Here is a 16,626-nt window from a genome sequence, read left to right on the forward strand (position 1 = left end):
CACGCGTGGCCCCGCGGGGTCGGGCCCCGGGCTGGCCCCCGCACCAATGGGGGCCCCCACCCCCCCCCCCCCCCCCCGCCCCGGCGGGGGGGGGGGGGGCGGGGGGCGCCCCCGCCCCCGCCGGCGCCGCGCTGTTGCTGGCGCCGAACAGGACGCGGGTCGGGTTGCGGTCGAAATTGTTGACCGCGCGGCTGATGTCGCCGAGCGTGCGGCGACCGTCGGTCATCAGGGCGCCGGAGCGCTTGTCGAAATCGTCCGCCAGTTCGCGGATCGACTTCACCGCCAGAAACAGCTCGCCGCCGTCCTTGCCGCCGGCGAGCGTGTTGAGGCCGAGCATGAGGCTGTCGGCCTTGAGCATGACGCCGTCGACCTTGGCCATCACGCCGTCGATCTTCTCCGAGTTGCGGGCGAGCGAGTTGGTGAAGGTCTCGAGATTCTTCAGCGAGTTCTTCACCGATTCCTGATTGTCGGCGACGATCTTGTTGATGTTCTGCAGCGTGCCGCGGATCGCCTCGGTGACGTCCTGGAGCTTGTTGGGATCGGCCGTCAGCGTGGGGATGCCGTCCTCGTCGAGCGGCGGCGCGGGCGCTGCCTCCTCGCCGCCCTTGAGCGAGATCGCGGCGACGCCGGTCAGGCCCTGGAATTCGAGGCCGACCAGGGTGTCCTTGCGGATCGGGGCGTTGTTCTCGACCATGGCGAGTGCGACAACCCGCCGCGGGTTGTCGAGCTTCACCGAGACCACCTCGCCCACCCGGATACCGTTAAAATTGACGCTGCCACCGTTGCGCAGGCCCGCGGCCGGGCCCTCGAACACGACGCGCAAGGGGCTGCGCTGCTTGGTGGTATGCAACGACTGAAACCACAGCACGAAGCCGATCGCGGCGGCGATCACCGCCAGCGTGAACGATCCGATCAGCACGTAATTTGCGCGCGTTTCCATCAGCTACTCCGGCACCTCAGCCCATCACCGCGCGAGCGCGCTTGCCATGGAAATATTGCCTCAGCCAGGGATGCTGCGAGGCCTGCATGTCGGCGATCGAGCCTGCCGCAATGATCTTACCGTTGCCTAAAACGGCGATGCGGTCACATGCTGTGTAAAGGCTATCGAGGTCGTGCGTTACCATGAAAACCGTCAGCCCCAAAGTGCGCTGCAGCGTCCTGACCAGCTCGTCGAAGTCGCCGGCGCCGATCGGGTCGAGGCCCGAGGTCGGCTCGTCCAGGAACACGAGGTCCGGATCGAGCGACAGCGCGCGGGCGAGCGCCACGCGCTTGACCATGCCGCCCGATAGTTCCGAGGGAAAGCGATCGGCCACTTCGGGCTTGAGACCCACCATGGTGAGCTTGGCGATGGTGATCTCGTCCATCAGCCGTTGCGACACCCGCAGATATTCGCGCATCGGAAACTGGATGTTCTGCCGCACCGTGAGCGAGGAGAACAGCGCGCCCTGCTGAAACAGCACGCCCCAGCGCCGCTCCACGTTGCGACGCTGCGACGTATTGGAGGCATCCAGATCGACGCCGAACACCTCGATGCTGCCTGCGACCTTGGGCACGAGGCCGATGATGGTGCGTGTCAGCACGGACTTGCCCGCGCCGGAAGGACCGACGAAGCCAAGAATCTCGCCGCGCTTGACATCGAGGTCGAGCCCGTCGAGCACGCGCGTCGCGCCGAACTGCACGGTGATGTCGCGGACGCGGATGATGGGGTTCTGGATCTCGCCTGCCATCGTCACATCCCGATCGAGGCGAAGAAGATGGCGAACACGCCATCCATGACGATGACGAAGAAGATGCCCTTCACCACCGACGCCGTCGTGTGCTGTCCGAGCGATTCCGCGCTGCCCTGCACGGCGAGGCCCTCGACGCAGGCGACGATGCCGATCACCGCGGCCATCACCGGCGCCTTGACGATGCCGACGATGAAATGGTCGATCGAGATGGCGTCGCGCAGGCGCAGCAGGAAGGCTTCGGGATCGACGCCGCCATAGAGCCAGGCGACGAGACCGCCGCCATAGAGCGCGGCCATCGCGCCGAGGAAGGCCAGGATCGGCAGCGCTAGCACCAGCGCCAGCATGCGCGGCAGCACCAGCACCTCGATCGGATCGAAGCCCATGGTGCGCAGCGCGTCGATCTCTTCGCGCATCTTCATCGAGCCGAGCTCGGCCGTGTAGGCGCTGCCCGAGCGGCCCGCGACCATGATCGCGACCAGCAACACGCCGATCTCGCGCAACACCAGCACGCCGAGCATGTCGACGACGAAGATGTCGGCGCCGAACCTGCGGAAATGGAAGATGCCCTGCTGGGCGATGATGCAGCCGATCAGGAAGGTGATCAGCACCACGATCGGCACCGCGCGCCAGCAGACCTGCTCGAGATGATGCACGGTCGAGGTCAGGCGGAACGAGCGCGGGTGAATCAGGGTGCGCGCGACCGCCGCGAGCACCGCGCCGAGCATGTCGATCAGGCCTGCCACCGTGCCGGCAACACCGGCCACGGTCCGGCCGATCTGCTCCAGCATGCCGGTGATGGTGATCGTGCTGGTGTCGATGACGGGCGTCGCCCTGACCCGCCGCACCTCGTCCACGAGGCTCGAATAATTGGCGGAAAGGCCGGCGATCTGCGCCTCGACGGCGCCCTGCGTCAGGCTGCGGCGCAGCCGCTCGATCAGCCAGGCGCCAAAGGTGTCGAGCTTGGAGACCTCGGAAACGTCGATGAAGATGCTTTGTGGGCCGCCGGCGAGCTTCTCGGCGTCAGCCACCATCCGCTCCAGGACCGGCGCGAAGCTCGCGGTCCAGGTTCCGGTGGCGCAGAGTGCCAGCGCATTGCCCTTCGCAATCCGTTCCAGCTTCGGATCGCCGTTCAAGATGTCCGCTCCCGTGCCGGGGCGCGAGAAACGGTTGAAATCAGATGGTTGCGCACGCGCCCTTACCCGGAGAAGGTATCCCCAACTGGTTAACCTTAGTTGCCACAGGTAACCAGCAGGTTCAGATTTCGCCAGAGTTCAAAATGACTTCCAGCAAAGTTCCGGTTCTCGGCGCGCGAATCGAGCGCTTTCCCATCGCAGGCAGTTTCACCATCAGCCGGGGCGCCAAGACCGAGGCCGTCACCGTCGTGGCCGAGGTCAGCCGGGACGCCCTGACCGGCCGCGGCGAATGCGTGCCCTATTCCCGCTATGGCGAGACGGCCGAGGCGACCCTTGCCGCCATCCAGGCCATGCGGGAGGCCGTGGCCGGCGGCCTCACCCGCCAGGCCCTGCAGGCCGCCATGCCGCCCGGAGCGGCTCGCAATGCCCTGGATTGTGCCCTGATTGATCTGGAAGCCAAGGCGGCCGGCTTGCGGGCCTGGAGCCTGCTCGACCGCCCGTCGCCGGGCGAGCGCACCACGGCCTACACGATCTCGCTGGGCACGCCCGAGGCCATGGCGGCGGCGACCGCCAAAGCGGCGCACCGGCCGCTGCTCAAGATCAAGCTCGGCGGCAACGGCGACGGGGAGCGGATCGCCGCGGTGCGCAAGGCCGCTCCCGAATCCGAACTGATCGTGGATGCCAACGAGGCCTGGACCGAGGCCAATCTGGAGCACAATCTTGCGGCCTGCGAGGCCGTCGGCGTCACCCTGGTCGAGCAGCCGCTGCCGGCCGGAAAGGACGACGCGCTGGCCCGGATCAAGCGGCCACTGGTGGTCTGCGCCGACGAGAGCGTGCACGACCGCTCTTCGCTGGCGTCGCTCCGCGAGCGCTACGACGCCGTGAACATCAAGCTCGACAAGACCGGCGGCCTCACCGAGGCGCTGGCCATGGCCGACGCCGCTCAGACGCTCGGCTTCGAAATCATGATCGGCTGCATGGTCGCAACCTCGCTGTCGATGGCGCCGGCGATGCTGGTGACGCCGCAGGCGCGCTTCGTCGATCTCGACGGTCCGCTGCTGCTGGCGCACGACCGCGATCATGGCCTTCGTTACGACGACAGCCTGGTCTATCCGCCTGATGCCTCGCTGTGGGGATGAGCTTTGAGCCGGTGCCGCGCCAACCAGATCACGAGCGCACCGGCCGCGGCCATCGCGGCCATGACGTAATACAGACCGTCGCCGATGCGAGCGTAGATCGCGCCTGACGCGATCGAGGTGGTCGCACCTAACAGCCCGTTGCATGCGGCGTAATAGCCCTGCCCCCGCGCGATCTGATGCGACGGCACCCGCTGCACCAGAAGACTCATGGTGCCGAGGATCGTCATCCCGAAGGTCAGGCCGTGGCCGAGTTGCACGATCGCCAGCAGCGCAAGCGGCGGATCATATGCGGTGACGACCCAGCGCACGACCGCGCTTGCGCCCCCGATCGCCATGAGCGAGGACGGGTGCAGCGAGAAGCGCGGCGATAGCGCGAACACGATGATCTCGGCGATGACGCCCAACGTCCAGAGCCCCGCGATCGTCAGCCCGCCGAGGCCGTGGGCCTGCCAGTTGATGGCCGAGAACGTATAATACGCGACGTGACTGCCCTGGATCAGCGCGGCCGAAACGATGATGGCCCAGAAGCCGGCATCGCGCAGCAGCGCCTTGCCGGCGTGCACCGCAATCGCCCGTCGCCTGACATCGTCCAGCGGCTGCAGCAGCATGCCGGCGGCGACCGCAATCACGGCCCAGGCGACGATGATCCAGATCAGATCGCGCGCCGCGATGCGGTCTACGAGATAGCCGCAGGCGAGCGAGCCGGCCGCGAAAGCTGCCGAGCCCCACAGCCGCACCGGCCCGTAATCGAGGCCGTAGCGGGCGACACCACGCAGCGCATAGGCGTCGGTCAGCGGCATGGTCGGCGTCCACATCATGCAGGTCAGCGCATAGATCAGGAACAGCGCCAGCGGCTGCTGCTGCAAGCCGACCGCCGTGAACCCGATCGCCGTCGCCAGCACGGAGATCATCATGCCGGCGCGAATCGCATGTCGCTTTTCGGCAAAGGCGGTGATCTGCGGCAGCGTGGTGAAGCGCGTGATCGCCGGCAGCGCGTTGATGAGGCCGATCCAGGCCGCGTCGATGCCGATCGCCTTCAGCCAGACCGGAAAGAATGGCAGATGCGTACCCGAGACCGCGAACACGGCCGAATAGAACAGCGCGAGGCTCACGGCGAATCGCCGCTTCTGAGCTGCTGCGATGGGGATTTGTGATTCGCCTGCCATCAAACCAATTGCGATTCGGTTGATATCGTGGTGATCGTTACTGTAACGCGCGGTGATTTGCGCGACGAGATTGACATGGCCAACGAAGCATTCGCCCTCTCGCCTATGTCTGCCCGTGCGGCCGAGCCGAACGAGCAGGATTACGACGCGATCCGCGAAGCCTTCATGGAGACCGCGCGCGGCCGCTGGTTCCTCGGCGAATACGCCAAGCGCAACCGCAATGCCGATACCCGCATGGTGCTCGACGCGGTCGCGAAAATCGAAGAAACCCTTGCAGCACAGCGCCAACCCGTCGTCGAGGACCGCCTGCCCGAGGCGCTGATCGCGATCCGGCACGCGATCCGCGAAGCCGAGACGATTGCGATCGCGGCGTTCGATCCCGGGGCGATCGAGGCGAGCCTCGCGCCGATTCCGCGCGGCCTGCGCATCATCAGGGAGATCTCCTGGCGCTGGCGCGAGATCGGCGCCGACGGGCGAATCTGCGACCTGATTGATTCGCAGCTCGCGTCCATCGAGGCGGCCTGCGCGCAGGTTTCGACCATCGACCCCCGCGCCGACCTCAAGGCCGCATTCGACCTGCTCAAGGACCGGATCGACCAGACCGACGCTGACGCAACGCCGCAGGCCGCGCGCCCCTCGCCGGCTCCGGTGCAGGAGACACCGTCGCCCGTTGCGGAAGCTCCGCTGGCGGAGGCCGCGCCTGCAGCGATGGCCAGCGAAGCAGCCGTGGCTTTTACGGAGGCGCCGCAGGACATCGCAGAGGCGATCAAGCCCGAAGCCGCCGTGGAAGCGGCCGGCGTCGCCGAGGCATTCTCGGTTGCGGAGCAGGCGATGGACGCCGCGCTCAAGCCGGAGACCGTCGGCGAGAACCTGATCGCACCTGAAGCCGCCGCTTTTGAAGAGCCGGCCACTGAGGCCTTCGTGGAGGTGACGGACGAATTTTCCCTCGATGCGGCCGCCGAAGCCGAGGACGAAGCCATCCTCGAGGCCATTGCGCTGGAGATGGCCGCGCCCGATCCGGAATTCGACGAGATCATCGAACCGGTCGAGATGGAAGCGACCGTTCCGGAACCGGTGGTTGCGGAGGCCGCAGCGCCCATCGCAGCCGAGATACCGGAGCCGATCGCACCGGAGCCGGCCGCAGCCGAGCCAGTCTCCGCCGCAGCGGTGGTGGAGGAGCCTGTAGAGGAAGCGCCGATCGCGCTGGAATCGCTGGCGCGCCTCACCAACGCCATTGCGGAAGCCGCCGCCGAAGTGATGGAGCAGCCGGCGCCGGTCATGGCGGCCACCGCGACATTCGGCGCGGCGCAGGCCACGACGCTGCCGATGACGTCGCCGGTTTCGGAAGCCTCACTTGGCGCCACTATCCTCGCCAGCGGCATCCTGCAAAAGCCCCGCGCCGCCGCCAACGATCCCATGGCGCCAATCCGCCGCATGACCCAGGCCGAGAAGATCGCGTTCTTCTCGTAAGGGGCACGCAGCTATGTCCTCCATCGAAGACACGCTCATTCTCTGGCGTCCCGTCGGCCGAAAGAGCTGGAGCTGATCCAGCAAACGGGCATGCGCGCGTTTCCGCCGCGCCTGCCCGACCAGCCGATCTTCTATCCAGTCTTGACCGAAGACTACGCCATCAAGATCGCGCGCGACTGGAATGTCCCGGCGAGCGGCGCGGGCTTCGTGACGCGCTTTGCTGTCGAGCGCAGCTTCATCGCGAAGAACGACGTGCAGGAGGCGGGCCGCTCACATCTGGAGTACTGGATTCCGGCCGAAGACCTCGATGCCTTCAATACCGCAATCGTCGGCCTGATCGAGGTCGTCTGCAGCTTCCCCTAGCCGCTGCGCGCTCAGCCGATCACCCGCAATTCCACACCGCGCCGATCGGCGTTCGCGTCCAGCACGGGCCAAAACTGCCGCCATTGTAGCGGCCGCCGCCGAAGCCGGGCCGGCCGAAATAGCGCCACTCACCATCCCAGCCGTAATATTGCGGAACTGGATCGATGTACCAATGGCGTCGGTCGCTAGGCGACATCCGCCGCATCGCTTCCTTCTGCTTATAGAGCGGAATGCTGTTGCTCAGCGGCTGGCGATAGCCCGGCAGGAAGCCGTAGCCATGCCAGGCTTGCTTGGGACGCTTTTGGATTGAAGCAGCCGGCGCGACAGCCGGCAGCAGCGATAGGACGATAGCGACAGATAGACACATAAAGCGCGACATGGACCGACCATAGACAGTCGGATGCCGGCAGGCCATTCAAAATTCGGGTGGGCGATGTAACAAAGCCCATCGCGAAACCGAAGAGATCGGGAACGGAAATCCATCACCGAGGGTCAAGGAAACATGATTGGCGAAGTGATTGTCATTGGCGATCTGCAATTGCGTGACGGCGCCTCTGTCGACGAACACGACCGGCTCGGCGCGCGCATGTACGACATCGTCAGCCGTCTTCCCGGCTTTGTGTCGGTCAAGTCGTTCAAGGCCGAGGACGGCGAGGAGCTCACCGTGTTCCGTTTTGCCTCGGAGGAAGCGCTCGAAGCCTGGCGCACTCACCCCGAACATGTCGAGACGATGAAGCGGGGACATGCCGAGTTCTACGCCAGCGGCTTCCTGCAGATCTGCAAGGTGATCCGCGAGGTCGGACCATTCGAGCACGCGTGACGCCGTCCCGCATCATTCGATCGCGCGCTGCTAGCTGATCACACCCTTCCTGATCAGGAAGCATCCGTAACTGCTGCTGTCGCCCACCTGTACGACGCCAAAGCTCGCCGCCGCCGCGCGATAAAAATCCGACCGCGAGAGTTTTCCGGGCGTGACGGGCCGGCCGGCGGCACGCTCGATCTCCGCGAGCACCGTGCGCTGCACGTCGGGGACGCGGCTGGGATCGTCGACCGGCATCATCACGCGGACCGGATCGGGATCGAAATCGTCGAGCGGATAGACCGACATGATGGCGCGAATCGCGGTCTGCATGCTGATGCCCGGCAACTGGATCAGGCGCTGCGAATGCGTGCTCTGCGCGATGCGCGCCGAGGGGTGATTGGCATCGACGAAAGCGAGATCGTCGCCATGGCCCATGGACGCCAGCAGCCAGAGCAGATCTGGCGTGAGGATCGGATCGATCGATTTCAGCATGTGACGGACTGTCCTCCCATCGTGCACCCACCTTTGCGGGTTCCAAGCGTGATTCAGATCACGCAGCCTACCATGGTGATGGCGATCACGGACCTCAAACTCGAACGCGGCCAAGCTTGCCGGCAACCAATCTCGTATCGAGATCAGTGCCAAAGGAGCACGCCATGTTCCGCCTAAAACCTTTCCTGATGACGGCAAGCCTGCTGGGAAGCCTGTTCGGCTTCGCCTGCGGGCCTGTTTCCGCGCAAGTCGCCCCGGTCGAGCCGGCCCCCACCGCGCTGCAAGGCCCGGAACAGCGCGTGGCGCTGGTGATCGGCAATTCGAACTACCAGAACGCGCCGCAGCTCGCCAACCCCGACAATGACGCGGACTCGATGGCGAAGTTCCTGAACTCGGCCGGGTTCGAAGTGGTCGCCGCGACCGACCTGACCCAGAACGACATGCTTCGCGTGGTGCAGGACTTCTCCGCCAAAGTGTCGGCGCGCGGTCCGAACACGGTGGCGATGGTCTACTACGCCGGTCACGGCGTGCAGCTCGCCGGCGAGAACTACCTCGTTCCCGTCGACGCCAAGGTCTCAAGCCAGACCGAGCTCGTCAACAACTCCGTCCGCCTGGTCGACGTGATGTCGACGCTGGAGACGATCCCGAGCCGCATGCGCATCGTCATCCTCGACGCCTGCCGCAACAACCCGTTCCCGAACGTGAACGACGCCGGCCGCGGCTTGGCCATCGTCGATGCCCCGAATGGTTCGATCGTCGGCTATTCGACCGCGCCGGGCGCGGAAGCGCAGGACGGCACCGGCGGCCACAGCCCCTATACGCAGGCCTTCCTGAACGTCGCGCGCGAGCCCAACGTGCCGATCGAGCAGCTGTTCAAGCGCGTGCGCCTCGAAGTGAACCAGACCACCAGCGGCGCGCAGATCCCGTGGGAGAGCTCGTCGCTGACGTCCGACTTCACCTTCTTCGGCGACACCGCCGTTGCCGCCAACCGCGCGCCGGTGAATGCGCCTGTCGTGCAGATGGCTTCCAATCTGCCGAGCCGCTCAACCCGCCAGGCCTATGACTACGTCGTGTCCGAGGGCCGGCCTGAGTACTATCAGGAGTTCATCCAGATGTATCCGCACGACCCGCTGTGCGATCACGTCCGCTGGCTGCTCAAGAACCTGCTGCTCACGCAGGCCTGGCACAAGGCGGTGCTCGCGAATTCGCCGCTCGGCTACAAGAACTTCTACGACAGCTACGGCAACACGCCCTATGCGCAGGTCGCGCTCAAGCTCCAGATGCAGCCGAAGCAGATCCCCTTGATGCAGGCGACCAAATTCCTGGCGCCGCAGAATATCGCTCCGACCTTCAAGATCGGCAACCTCGGCCAGCCCAAATACATGCCGTTGCAGCAGGGTAATGGTGGTGCGCAAGTGAACGGCAATTTGCCGATCGTGCAGAAGTCGGGTGACAACAACGGCATCGGCAAGTTCGGCAATGGCGGCCAGATCGTCAACCTGCCGGCGGGCAACAACCAGCGCAACCAGCAGAACGGCACGCCGTCGCAGACCCCGGGCAAGATCGTCACCTTGCCTGCGCCGACTAACACCACCAACAACAATGGCGGCATCGGCAAAATCGTGACGCTGCCTGCGACCAACAATACGCAGAACGGTACTGCCAACGGCACAACCAATGGCAATCCTGGCAAGATCGTGAGCATGCCGGTGAATGTCGGCAAGAGCGGGACGACCATCGATGCGAAGCCCGTCAACGTTCAGACCCAGAACACCCCGATCCGCATCAACAACGGCGCGAAGATCAACAACAACCCGGTGAACAAGGTGCAGGTGCAGAACAGCAACCGCCCGCAGTTCAACGAGACCAATCGCATGGTCAACAATGCCGGCAACAACTTCCGGCAGTCGATGAACCAGAGCCAGGGTGGCAACGGCGGCAACAACCACCGCGGCTTCATGCACTGATCATGCGAACAAGGAGGTGCGCTCCCTCCCCCGCAAGCGGGGGAGGGTTGGGGAGAGGGTGCTTCCACAATCGAAGATCCCCAAGAGGGAAAGAGCCCCCTCCCGGCGCTTCGCACCGACCTCCCCCGCAAGCGGGAGAGGTTGCACCGAGCAAGCGGCAACTTCGAATTCACCAAACGACAAATACGGAAGGGGCAGAGCGGTGACGCTCTGCCCTTCTTCATATTGGGGAGTAGACATGATCAGCACTTGGCGCGGTCTGAGCGCGCGCCCCGTCCTTCGAGACGACCGCTTCGCAGTCTCCTCAGGATGAGGCTAATCGGCGTCGGGGCCGATTGAAGCTGCTGCCGCGCACTCCGTCCTCATCCTGAGGAGCGCGCCAAAGCGGGCATCTCGAAGGATGGCCACAGGGAAACTGCTCTTAGGCCACCAGCTCCGCAAACAAATCAGCGTCGACATTGCCGCCGGAGAGCACGATGACGACATTCTTGCCGGCAACATCAAGTCGCCCCGCAAGCAGCGCGGCCAGGCCGACCGCTCCGCCCGGTTCGACCACGAGCTTCAGCTCGCGATAGGCAAACGCGACGGCCGCGCCGACTTCCTTGTCCGACGCGGTCACGCCGCGCGCGAGCAGCTTGCTGTTGATCGCGAACGTCATCTCGCCGGGGATCAGGGCCATCAGCGCATCGCAGATGGTGCGGCCTGCCGGCCCGTGCGGCTCGCGATGACCTGCGGTCAGGGACAGGCCGTGATCGTCGAAAGCCTCGGGTTCGGCGACGACGATTTGCGCCAGCGGATAGCGCGCCTTCACGGCCGTCGCAACGCCCGCGATCAGGCCGCCGCCGGAGGCCGGCGCCACCACGATGTCAGGCGCGAGGCCGAGCGCCGCCATGTCCTCGGCGATCTCGCGGCCGGCGGTGCCTTGGCCGGCGATCACGAAGGGATCGTCATAGGGCCTGACCAGCGTCGCACCGCGCTTCTCGGCGATGCCGCGCGAGATCGCCTCGCGGTCGTCGCGGTCGCGGTCGTACAGCACGACTTCGGCACCATACGATTTGGTGCGCTCGCGCTTCGACAACGGCGCATCCGCCGGCATCACGATGGTCGCCTGCATGTCGAGAATTTTTGCCGCCGCCGCCACGCCTTGGGCATGGTTTCCGGAGGAGAACGCGACCACGCCGCCGGCGCGCTTGTCCTGCGGGATCGAGGCGACCTTATTGAAGGCACCGCGGAACTTGAACGAGCCGGTGCGCTGGAGCATCTCCGGCTTGAGATAGACCTTTGCGCCGACGCGTTCGTTGAGCACGGGAAAGGACAACAGCGGGGTGCGGACGGCGAAGGGTGCGATCACGCGGGCTGCGGCATCGATATCGGCAGGGCCGATCGGGAGGAGCTGTTCTGTCATGCCCGATGTTATCGCGGCGGATGAGGCGCGGGCAAGGCATCTCCGCGCGAGCATTCTGGGGCCTCAGGCGACGAATCGCGCCGGCTCCCCCCCGTTCCGGCCCGGCAGCACCGCGCCGACCGCCAAAATGCTGTCGATAAAAGCCCGGGCCGAGGCCTCCCAGGTGTAGTTGGCGGCGAATTCGACGCAGTCCTGCCGGGAGATGTCCAGCGCGGCGAAGCAGGCGCTGCGCAGATCGTGATCGAGCGCGCCGACCGGCGCATCGCCGATCACGTCGCGGGGCCCCTTCACCGGAAACGCCGCAACCGGCAGGCCGCTCGCCAGCGCTTCGAGCAGGACCAGGCCGAACGTGTCGGTCTTGCTCGGAAACACGAAGACATCGGCGGCCGCGTAGATGTCCGCCAGCTCCTCGCCGTGCTTTTCGCCGAGAAAGATCGCGTCCGGATAGGCCTCTTCCAGCGCGACACGCGCCGGACCATCGCCGACGATTACCTTGGTGCCGGGCAGGTCGAGATCGAGGAACGCCTCGAGATTCTTCTCCACCGCCACCCTGCCGACCGAGAGGAACACCGGTGCCGGCAGGCACAGATCAATCGCGCGGGGATGGAACAAATGGGTGTCGACGCCGCGCGGCCACAGCACGACGTTGTCGAAGCCGCGCTCGGTCAGCTCGCAGGCAAGCGCCGGCGTTGCCGCCATCACGGCGCGGCTGGGGCTGTGGAATCGGCGCAGCGCCCGCCAGATCAGCGAGCCCGGCACCGGCACGCGGGCGCGGACATATTCGGGAAAGCGGGTGTGGAAGCTGGTCGTGAAGGGTAGCTTGCGCTGGCGGCAATAGCGGCGGACCATCAGGCCGATCGGCCCCTCGGTCGCGATGTGGATGCTGTCCGGATGCGCCTCTTCGATCAGCTTCGCGATTCTGCCCGGGCGCGGCATGGCCAGCCGCACGTCACGATAGCTCGGCATCGCAAAGGTGCGGAACGATTGCGGCGTCAGGAACGAGAATTCGACGTCGAGACTTTTGGCGGCGTCGGCAAGCTTGGTCAGCGTCCGAACCACACCGTTGACTTGCGGGTGCCAGGCGTCGGTCGCGACCAGGATGCGCATCAGGCTGCCCTTGTCATGCAGCTCTGGCTGCAACCTGCGGGACCTGTGCCGGCTTCTCGGCCTGGTCCGCCCAGGTGATGATCTCGAAATGGCCGTCGTCGTGCTCGACCAGCGCCGTGCAGCTCTCGACCCAGTCACCGCAGTTCATGTAGCGGATACCGCCCTCGTCGCGGATCACCGCGTAATGGATGTGGCCGCAGATCACGCCGTCGGCATCGTGGCGCCGCGCCTCGGCGGCGAGCGCCTGCTCGAACGCGCCGATATAGTTGACGGCGTTCTTGACTTTCTGCTTCGCCCATTGCGACAGCGACCAATAGGGCACCTTGAACATGCGCCGGAAGAAGTTGACAAAGCGATTGAGCTGGATCGCGAAGTCGTAGGCCTTGTCGCCGAGATGGGCGAGCCAGCGTGCGTTCTGCACCACGAGGTCGAAGATGTCGCCGTGGATGACGAGATAGCGCTTGCCGTCCGCACCGGTGTGGACGGTGTTCTCGACCACGTCGATGCCGCCGAAATGCGTGCCGTAATAGTTGCGCAGGAACTCGTCGTGATTGCCGGGGATGTAGATCACCTTGGCGCCCTTGCGCGCCTTGCGCAAAAGCTTCTGGACCAGGTCGTTATGCGATTGCGGCCAATGCCAGCTCGATTTCAGCGCCCAGCCGTCGACGATGTCGCCGACGAGATAGATCGTGTCGGCATCATGGAAACGCAGGAAGTCGAGCAGAAGGTCGGCTTGAGAACCGCGGGCTCCGAGATGAACGTCGGAGATGAACAACGTGCGAAAGCGCCGCTCCGGGCTCTCGTCACTCACATCGTAACTTCCCATGCGCCAGCCTGTAACAATGTCCCGTGACAGGGGGATGACCAATTGAACCTTTGAGGCACCTTCGGATACGAATCGCGCTTGCCTCGCCCACCCCGCGAATATCAGTCGCATGCGACAATCAGGCGACATGGCGCCTCAGCGCCCTCCGCAAGAACCCGGAACTGCGGCGCGCTCGCGAGCGGCGTCAGTAAAATTTGTGGAAATGATGGATCGGGCCGTGGCCGTGACCGACGCTGAAGCGGTCGGCGGCCGCGATCGCCGCGCTGATCCAGGTCTTGGCGTTGCGCACGGCGTGCTCGAGATCCTCGCCCCTGGCGAGCCCGGCGGCGACCGCCGAGGACAGCGAGCAGCCGGTGCCATGTGTGTTGCGAGTGGCAACGCGCGGCGCGCCGAGCGCGATCGTGGTGCTGGCATCGACGAGATAGTCGATGCTCTCGGCGCCCTCGCCGTGCCCGCCCTTGATCAGGACTGCCCGGCAACCGAGCGCCAGCAGTCGGCGCCCCTGGCTCTCGATCTCAGCCTCGCTGGCCGCGACCGGTTCGTCGAGCAGAGCCGCGGCCTCGGGCAGATTGGGTGTGATCACCGAGGCCAGCGGCATCAGTTTGATGCGCAGCGCGTCGACGGCTTCGGACGCGAGCAGGCGATCACCCGATGTCGCCACCATCACGGGATCGAGCACGACATGCCGGGGTGCCCAGCGCGACAGCGCGGCCGCGATCGCATCGATGCTGGCGGCTTGCGCCACCATCCCGATCTTGACCGCGCCGACCTCGAGATCGGAAAACACCGCGTCGATCTGCGCGGTGACGAATTCGGCGGGCACCGCGTGAATGCCGGTGACGCCGCGGGTGTTCTGCGCGGTCAGCGCCGTGATGGCGGAAGCGCCAAAGACGCCAAGCGCAGCAAAGGTCTTCAGGTCGGCCTGGATGCCGGCGCCGCCGCTCGAATCGGAGCCGGCAATGGTCAGCGCGACGGGCGTCGTCATGGGGCGATTTTCCGCGTTTTCGAAGCCATGGCCCGTCCTAGCGCGCCTGCCTCAACCCAGCAAGTTCGCTTGCTAAATCCGGCCGGGTTTGGCCTATTAGCCGCCAGATATGCTTTCGGAGTGACCGCGATGGTTCCCTTTTTCGTCCAGATCAAATGCAAGCTCGGCCAATCCTATGTGGTCGCCAATGCGCTTGCCGAAGCCGAGATCGCCTCCGAGATCTATTCCACGGCCGGTCAATACGACCTGCTGGTGAAGTTCTACGTCGACAACGACACCGATATCGGCCACTTCGTCAACGAGAAGGTGCAGGTGCTGCCCGGCATCCAGGACACCCTCACCATCATCACCTTCAAGGCGTTTGGCGCGAGTTGACCGTCCGGAAAAGGGCGGGCCTGATCAGGCGCCGCCCTCCTTGCGCTTGGGACGCGGCGGACCGTCCACCGGCGGCAGCGATTTGAGATAGTCCGCCATCGCCGCGAGATCGTCGTCCGGCAATTGCGAGGTGTTCTTGATCACCCGCGTCATCGCGCCGCCGACGCTGTCGCCGTCGGGCAATTCGCCGGTCTTCAGGAAATAGGCAATATCCTTCGCGCTCCACTCGCCAATGCCCTTCTGGGTGATGTTGGGGACCCATCCCTCGCCTTCCGGATTGGGACCGCCGGCGAAGCGTTGTCCGGCGATGATGCCGCCAAGCGCGTTGCGCGGGCTGTGGCATTCCGCGCAATGGCCAAAACTGTTGACGAGATAGGCGCCGCGATTCCACTGCGGCGACTTCGCGCTGTCGGCGACGAAGGGTTTGCCGTCCATGAACAGGAACTTCCAGATGCCGACGTTGCGCCGGATGTTGAACGGAAAGCGCACGTCGTGGTCGCGCACCTTGCCTGCAACGGCCGGCAGCGTTTTCAGATAGGCAAAGAGATCGAGCACGTCCTCGCGCCTGGCGTGCTGATAGGACGTGTAGGGAAAGGCCGGAAAATAATGCCGCCCGTCCGGCGCGACCCCGTGCATCACCGCGTTGACGAATTCGGCCTCGCTCCATTTGCCGATGCCGTCCATCGGATCGGACGAGATATTCGGCGCGTAGAACGTTCCGAACGGCGACTTGATCGCGACGCCGCCGCCGAGCCTGAGACGATCGGGCTGGTCGGGGACGGCATGGCATGAGGCGCAGCCGCCGGCGTTGAACATCACCTGGCCATTGGCAAGATCAGGGACGCGGGCAGGCGCGGTGCCGGCGGCCGCCACCACCGGCGCGCTGAGCCACCAATAGACGCCGGCTGCGGCGAGTGCGGCGAGCAGCGCCACGGAGATTGTTCGTCGCAACATGCGGTCCTTTCCTGGTCGCGGCGAAGCTTATGATCGATGTCTTCGCCGCTCCAGCCACGAAGAATTTAGCCCCCCGCCGCCAGAAACGGGAATAAACTGAAATGCCGGCTGTTGGAAGTTTGGCAGCCCAAACGGGTTCAGCAGGGAGAGAAATCATGAACAAGATCGTCATCGCCATGTCAGTGCTTGGCGCCGTTGCTTTCGCGGGTTCGGCCAGCGCGGAAAAGCTGAAAGCAACACTCGACGCCAAGTCCGAGGTCCCCGCAACGACCAGCAGCGGCACCGGAACGGCTGATCTGGACTACGACGCCGCCAGCAAGAAGCTGTCCTGGAAGGTCACCTATTCCGGCCTGTCCGGCCCTGCCACCGCCGCGCATTTCCACGGACCTGCCGAGCCCGGCAAGAACGCCGGCGTCGCGATCCCGATCCCAGGCGCTGCCACCAGCCCGGCCGAAGGCTCGGCGACTCTGACCGACGCGCAGGCCGCCGATCTGCTCGGCGGCAAGCTCTACGTCAACATCCACACCGCGGCCAATCCGGGCGGCGAGATCCGCGGTCAGGTGACGAAGTAAACTTCGCACAGACCAGCAAAAGGGGGGGGGGGGGGGCCCCCCCCCCCCGGGGGGGGCGGAGGCCCCCCCGGGGGCGCCCCCCCCCCGGGCCGGCCCCCCCCCCCGGGCGGGGGCCCGCCCCCGCCCGCGCCCCGGGGGCC

At 65.6% G+C, this 16,626-nt stretch carries 18 protein-coding genes; 7 read left to right on the forward strand and 11 right to left on the reverse strand.

Annotated elements, in window-relative coordinates; genetic code table 11:
* From AC0L3K_RS05210 to AC0L3K_RS05220, 3 genes are all read right to left on the reverse strand, one after another.
* Positions 1 to 940: MlaD family protein (locus AC0L3K_RS05210; RefSeq protein ID WP_473365507.1), on the reverse strand; the 940-nt coding region annotated here is incomplete at its 3' end.
* 16 nt (positions 941 to 956) lie between these two features.
* The gene (locus AC0L3K_RS05215) at positions 957 to 1,727 is read right to left on the reverse strand and encodes an ABC transporter ATP-binding protein (protein ID WP_007602036.1); all 771 of its coding nucleotides are present in this window, start codon (positions 1,725 to 1,727) and stop codon (positions 957 to 959) included.
* A 2-nt stretch (positions 1,728 to 1,729) separates the two neighbouring features.
* Positions 1,730 to 2,863 (reverse strand): MlaE family ABC transporter permease, encoded by a 1,134-nt coding sequence (locus tag AC0L3K_RS05220; protein ID WP_473365508.1) that lies wholly within the window; start codon positions 2,861 to 2,863, stop codon positions 1,730 to 1,732.
* A gap of 143 nt (positions 2,864 to 3,006) precedes the next feature.
* Between AC0L3K_RS05220 and dgcA the strand changes: the two genes are divergently transcribed.
* The gene (gene dgcA / locus AC0L3K_RS05225) at positions 3,007 to 4,002 is read left to right on the forward strand and encodes an N-acetyl-D-Glu racemase DgcA (protein WP_473365509.1); all 996 of its coding nucleotides are present in this window, start codon (positions 3,007 to 3,009) and stop codon (positions 4,000 to 4,002) included.
* Here the strand turns inward: dgcA and AC0L3K_RS05230 are convergent.
* The gene (locus AC0L3K_RS05230; protein WP_354128008.1) at positions 3,972 to 5,168 is read right to left on the reverse strand and encodes an MFS transporter; all 1,197 of its coding nucleotides are present in this window, start codon (positions 5,166 to 5,168) and stop codon (positions 3,972 to 3,974) included. The genes dgcA and AC0L3K_RS05230 overlap by 31 nt on opposite strands.
* Positions 5,169 to 5,243: 75 nt before the next feature.
* Between AC0L3K_RS05230 and AC0L3K_RS05235 the strand changes: the two genes are divergently transcribed.
* Positions 5,244 to 6,638 (forward strand): hypothetical protein, encoded by a 1,395-nt coding sequence (locus tag AC0L3K_RS05235; protein WP_473365510.1) that lies wholly within the window; start codon positions 5,244 to 5,246, stop codon positions 6,636 to 6,638.
* A 90-nt stretch (positions 6,639 to 6,728) separates the two neighbouring features.
* Positions 6,729 to 7,001 (forward strand): hypothetical protein, encoded by a 273-nt coding sequence (locus AC0L3K_RS05240; RefSeq protein WP_354128006.1) that lies wholly within the window; start codon positions 6,729 to 6,731, stop codon positions 6,999 to 7,001.
* Positions 7,002 to 7,020: 19 nt separating this feature from the next.
* Here AC0L3K_RS05240 and AC0L3K_RS05245 read toward each other — a convergent pair whose 3' ends face one another.
* Positions 7,021 to 7,380, reverse strand: a complete 360-nt coding sequence (locus tag AC0L3K_RS05245) for a hypothetical protein (protein ID WP_007602029.1) — start codon at positions 7,378 to 7,380, stop codon at positions 7,021 to 7,023.
* A gap of 123 nt (positions 7,381 to 7,503) precedes the next feature.
* Here AC0L3K_RS05245 and AC0L3K_RS05250 point away from each other — a divergent pair, with 123 nt between their 5' ends.
* The gene (locus tag AC0L3K_RS05250; RefSeq protein ID WP_219682822.1) at positions 7,504 to 7,821 is read left to right on the forward strand and encodes an antibiotic biosynthesis monooxygenase family protein; all 318 of its coding nucleotides are present in this window, start codon (positions 7,504 to 7,506) and stop codon (positions 7,819 to 7,821) included.
* A gap of 30 nt (positions 7,822 to 7,851) precedes the next feature.
* Here AC0L3K_RS05250 and AC0L3K_RS05255 read toward each other — a convergent pair whose 3' ends face one another.
* Complete coding sequence (locus AC0L3K_RS05255; protein WP_354128005.1) at positions 7,852 to 8,295, reverse strand: RbsD/FucU family protein; 444 nt, start codon at positions 8,293 to 8,295, stop codon at positions 7,852 to 7,854.
* 164 nt (positions 8,296 to 8,459) lie between these two features.
* Between AC0L3K_RS05255 and AC0L3K_RS05260 the strand changes: the two genes are divergently transcribed.
* Positions 8,460 to 10,262, forward strand: a complete 1,803-nt coding sequence (locus tag AC0L3K_RS05260) for a caspase family protein (protein ID WP_473365511.1) — start codon at positions 8,460 to 8,462, stop codon at positions 10,260 to 10,262.
* 421 nt (positions 10,263 to 10,683) lie between these two features.
* On the opposite strand, the gene AC0L3K_RS05265 is transcribed toward AC0L3K_RS05260, so the two are convergent.
* The 4 genes from AC0L3K_RS05265 to thiD all read right to left on the reverse strand — a co-directional run bounded on the left by AC0L3K_RS05265 (position 10,684) and on the right by thiD (position 14,585).
* Positions 10,684 to 11,667: a threonine/serine dehydratase gene (locus AC0L3K_RS05265; RefSeq protein ID WP_035994560.1), complete on the reverse strand. Its 984-nt coding sequence runs from the start codon at positions 11,665 to 11,667 to the stop codon at positions 10,684 to 10,686.
* Positions 11,668 to 11,730: 63 nt separating this feature from the next.
* Positions 11,731 to 12,774 (reverse strand): glycosyltransferase family 4 protein, encoded by a 1,044-nt coding sequence (locus AC0L3K_RS05270; RefSeq protein WP_354128114.1) that lies wholly within the window; start codon positions 12,772 to 12,774, stop codon positions 11,731 to 11,733.
* A gap of 13 nt (positions 12,775 to 12,787) precedes the next feature.
* A complete protein-coding gene (locus AC0L3K_RS05275) occupies positions 12,788 to 13,600 on the reverse strand; it encodes a UDP-2,3-diacylglucosamine diphosphatase (RefSeq protein WP_007602023.1) in 813 nt (270 codons plus the stop codon).
* Between the two features lie 184 nt (positions 13,601 to 13,784).
* Positions 13,785 to 14,585 carry a bifunctional hydroxymethylpyrimidine kinase/phosphomethylpyrimidine kinase gene (gene thiD, locus AC0L3K_RS05280; protein WP_473365512.1) on the reverse strand — a complete coding sequence of 267 codons (801 nt, stop codon included), beginning with the start codon at positions 14,583 to 14,585 and terminating at the stop codon, positions 13,785 to 13,787.
* Positions 14,586 to 14,714: 129 nt separating this feature from the next.
* Here thiD and AC0L3K_RS05285 point away from each other — a divergent pair, with 129 nt between their 5' ends.
* Complete coding sequence (locus AC0L3K_RS05285) at positions 14,715 to 14,960, forward strand: Lrp/AsnC ligand binding domain-containing protein (protein WP_007602021.1); 246 nt, start codon at positions 14,715 to 14,717, stop codon at positions 14,958 to 14,960.
* A 24-nt stretch (positions 14,961 to 14,984) separates the two neighbouring features.
* On the opposite strand, the gene AC0L3K_RS05290 is transcribed toward AC0L3K_RS05285, so the two are convergent.
* Positions 14,985 to 15,914, reverse strand: coding sequence for a c-type cytochrome (locus AC0L3K_RS05290; protein WP_473365513.1), 930 nt, complete (start codon positions 15,912 to 15,914; stop codon positions 14,985 to 14,987).
* A gap of 155 nt (positions 15,915 to 16,069) precedes the next feature.
* On the opposite strand from AC0L3K_RS05290, the gene AC0L3K_RS05295 reads away from it, so the two are divergent.
* Entirely contained in the window at positions 16,070 to 16,486 is a 417-nt protein-coding gene (locus tag AC0L3K_RS05295; protein WP_007602019.1) for a CHRD domain-containing protein, read from the forward strand.
* Positions 16,487 to 16,626: the final 140 nt, after the last annotated feature.

This window comes from Bradyrhizobium sp. MI1.10, assembly GCF_055811035.1.

Coding starts and splice junctions, on each gene's coding strand:
- AC0L3K_RS05215 (WP_007602036.1), bottom strand. CDS start 1,727: ATGGCAGGCGAGATCCAGAACCCCATCATCCGCGTCCGCGACATCACC.
- dgcA (WP_473365509.1), top strand. CDS start 3,007: ATGACTTCCAGCAAAGTTCCGGTTCTCGGCGCGCGAATCGAGCGCTTT.
- AC0L3K_RS05230 (WP_354128008.1), bottom strand. CDS start 5,168: ATGGCAGGCGAATCACAAATCCCCATCGCAGCAGCTCAGAAGCGGCGA.
- AC0L3K_RS05235 (WP_473365510.1), top strand. CDS start 5,244: ATGGCCAACGAAGCATTCGCCCTCTCGCCTATGTCTGCCCGTGCGGCC.
- AC0L3K_RS05240 (WP_354128006.1), top strand. CDS start 6,729: ATGCGCGCGTTTCCGCCGCGCCTGCCCGACCAGCCGATCTTCTATCCA.
- AC0L3K_RS05245 (WP_007602029.1), bottom strand. CDS start 7,380: ATGTCGCGCTTTATGTGTCTATCTGTCGCTATCGTCCTATCGCTGCTG.
- AC0L3K_RS05250 (WP_219682822.1), top strand. CDS start 7,504: ATGATTGGCGAAGTGATTGTCATTGGCGATCTGCAATTGCGTGACGGC.
- AC0L3K_RS05255 (WP_354128005.1), bottom strand. CDS start 8,295: ATGCTGAAATCGATCGATCCGATCCTCACGCCAGATCTGCTCTGGCTG.
- AC0L3K_RS05260 (WP_473365511.1), top strand. CDS start 8,460: ATGTTCCGCCTAAAACCTTTCCTGATGACGGCAAGCCTGCTGGGAAGC.
- AC0L3K_RS05265 (WP_035994560.1), bottom strand. CDS start 11,667: ATGACAGAACAGCTCCTCCCGATCGGCCCTGCCGATATCGATGCCGCA.
- AC0L3K_RS05270 (WP_354128114.1), bottom strand. CDS start 12,774: ATGCGCATCCTGGTCGCGACCGACGCCTGGCACCCGCAAGTCAACGGT.
- AC0L3K_RS05275 (WP_007602023.1), bottom strand. CDS start 13,600: ATGGGAAGTTACGATGTGAGTGACGAGAGCCCGGAGCGGCGCTTTCGC.
- thiD (WP_473365512.1), bottom strand. CDS start 14,585: ATGACGACGCCCGTCGCGCTGACCATTGCCGGCTCCGATTCGAGCGGC.
- AC0L3K_RS05285 (WP_007602021.1), top strand. CDS start 14,715: ATGGTTCCCTTTTTCGTCCAGATCAAATGCAAGCTCGGCCAATCCTAT.
- AC0L3K_RS05290 (WP_473365513.1), bottom strand. CDS start 15,914: ATGTTGCGACGAACAATCTCCGTGGCGCTGCTCGCCGCACTCGCCGCA.
- AC0L3K_RS05295 (WP_007602019.1), top strand. CDS start 16,070: ATGAACAAGATCGTCATCGCCATGTCAGTGCTTGGCGCCGTTGCTTTC.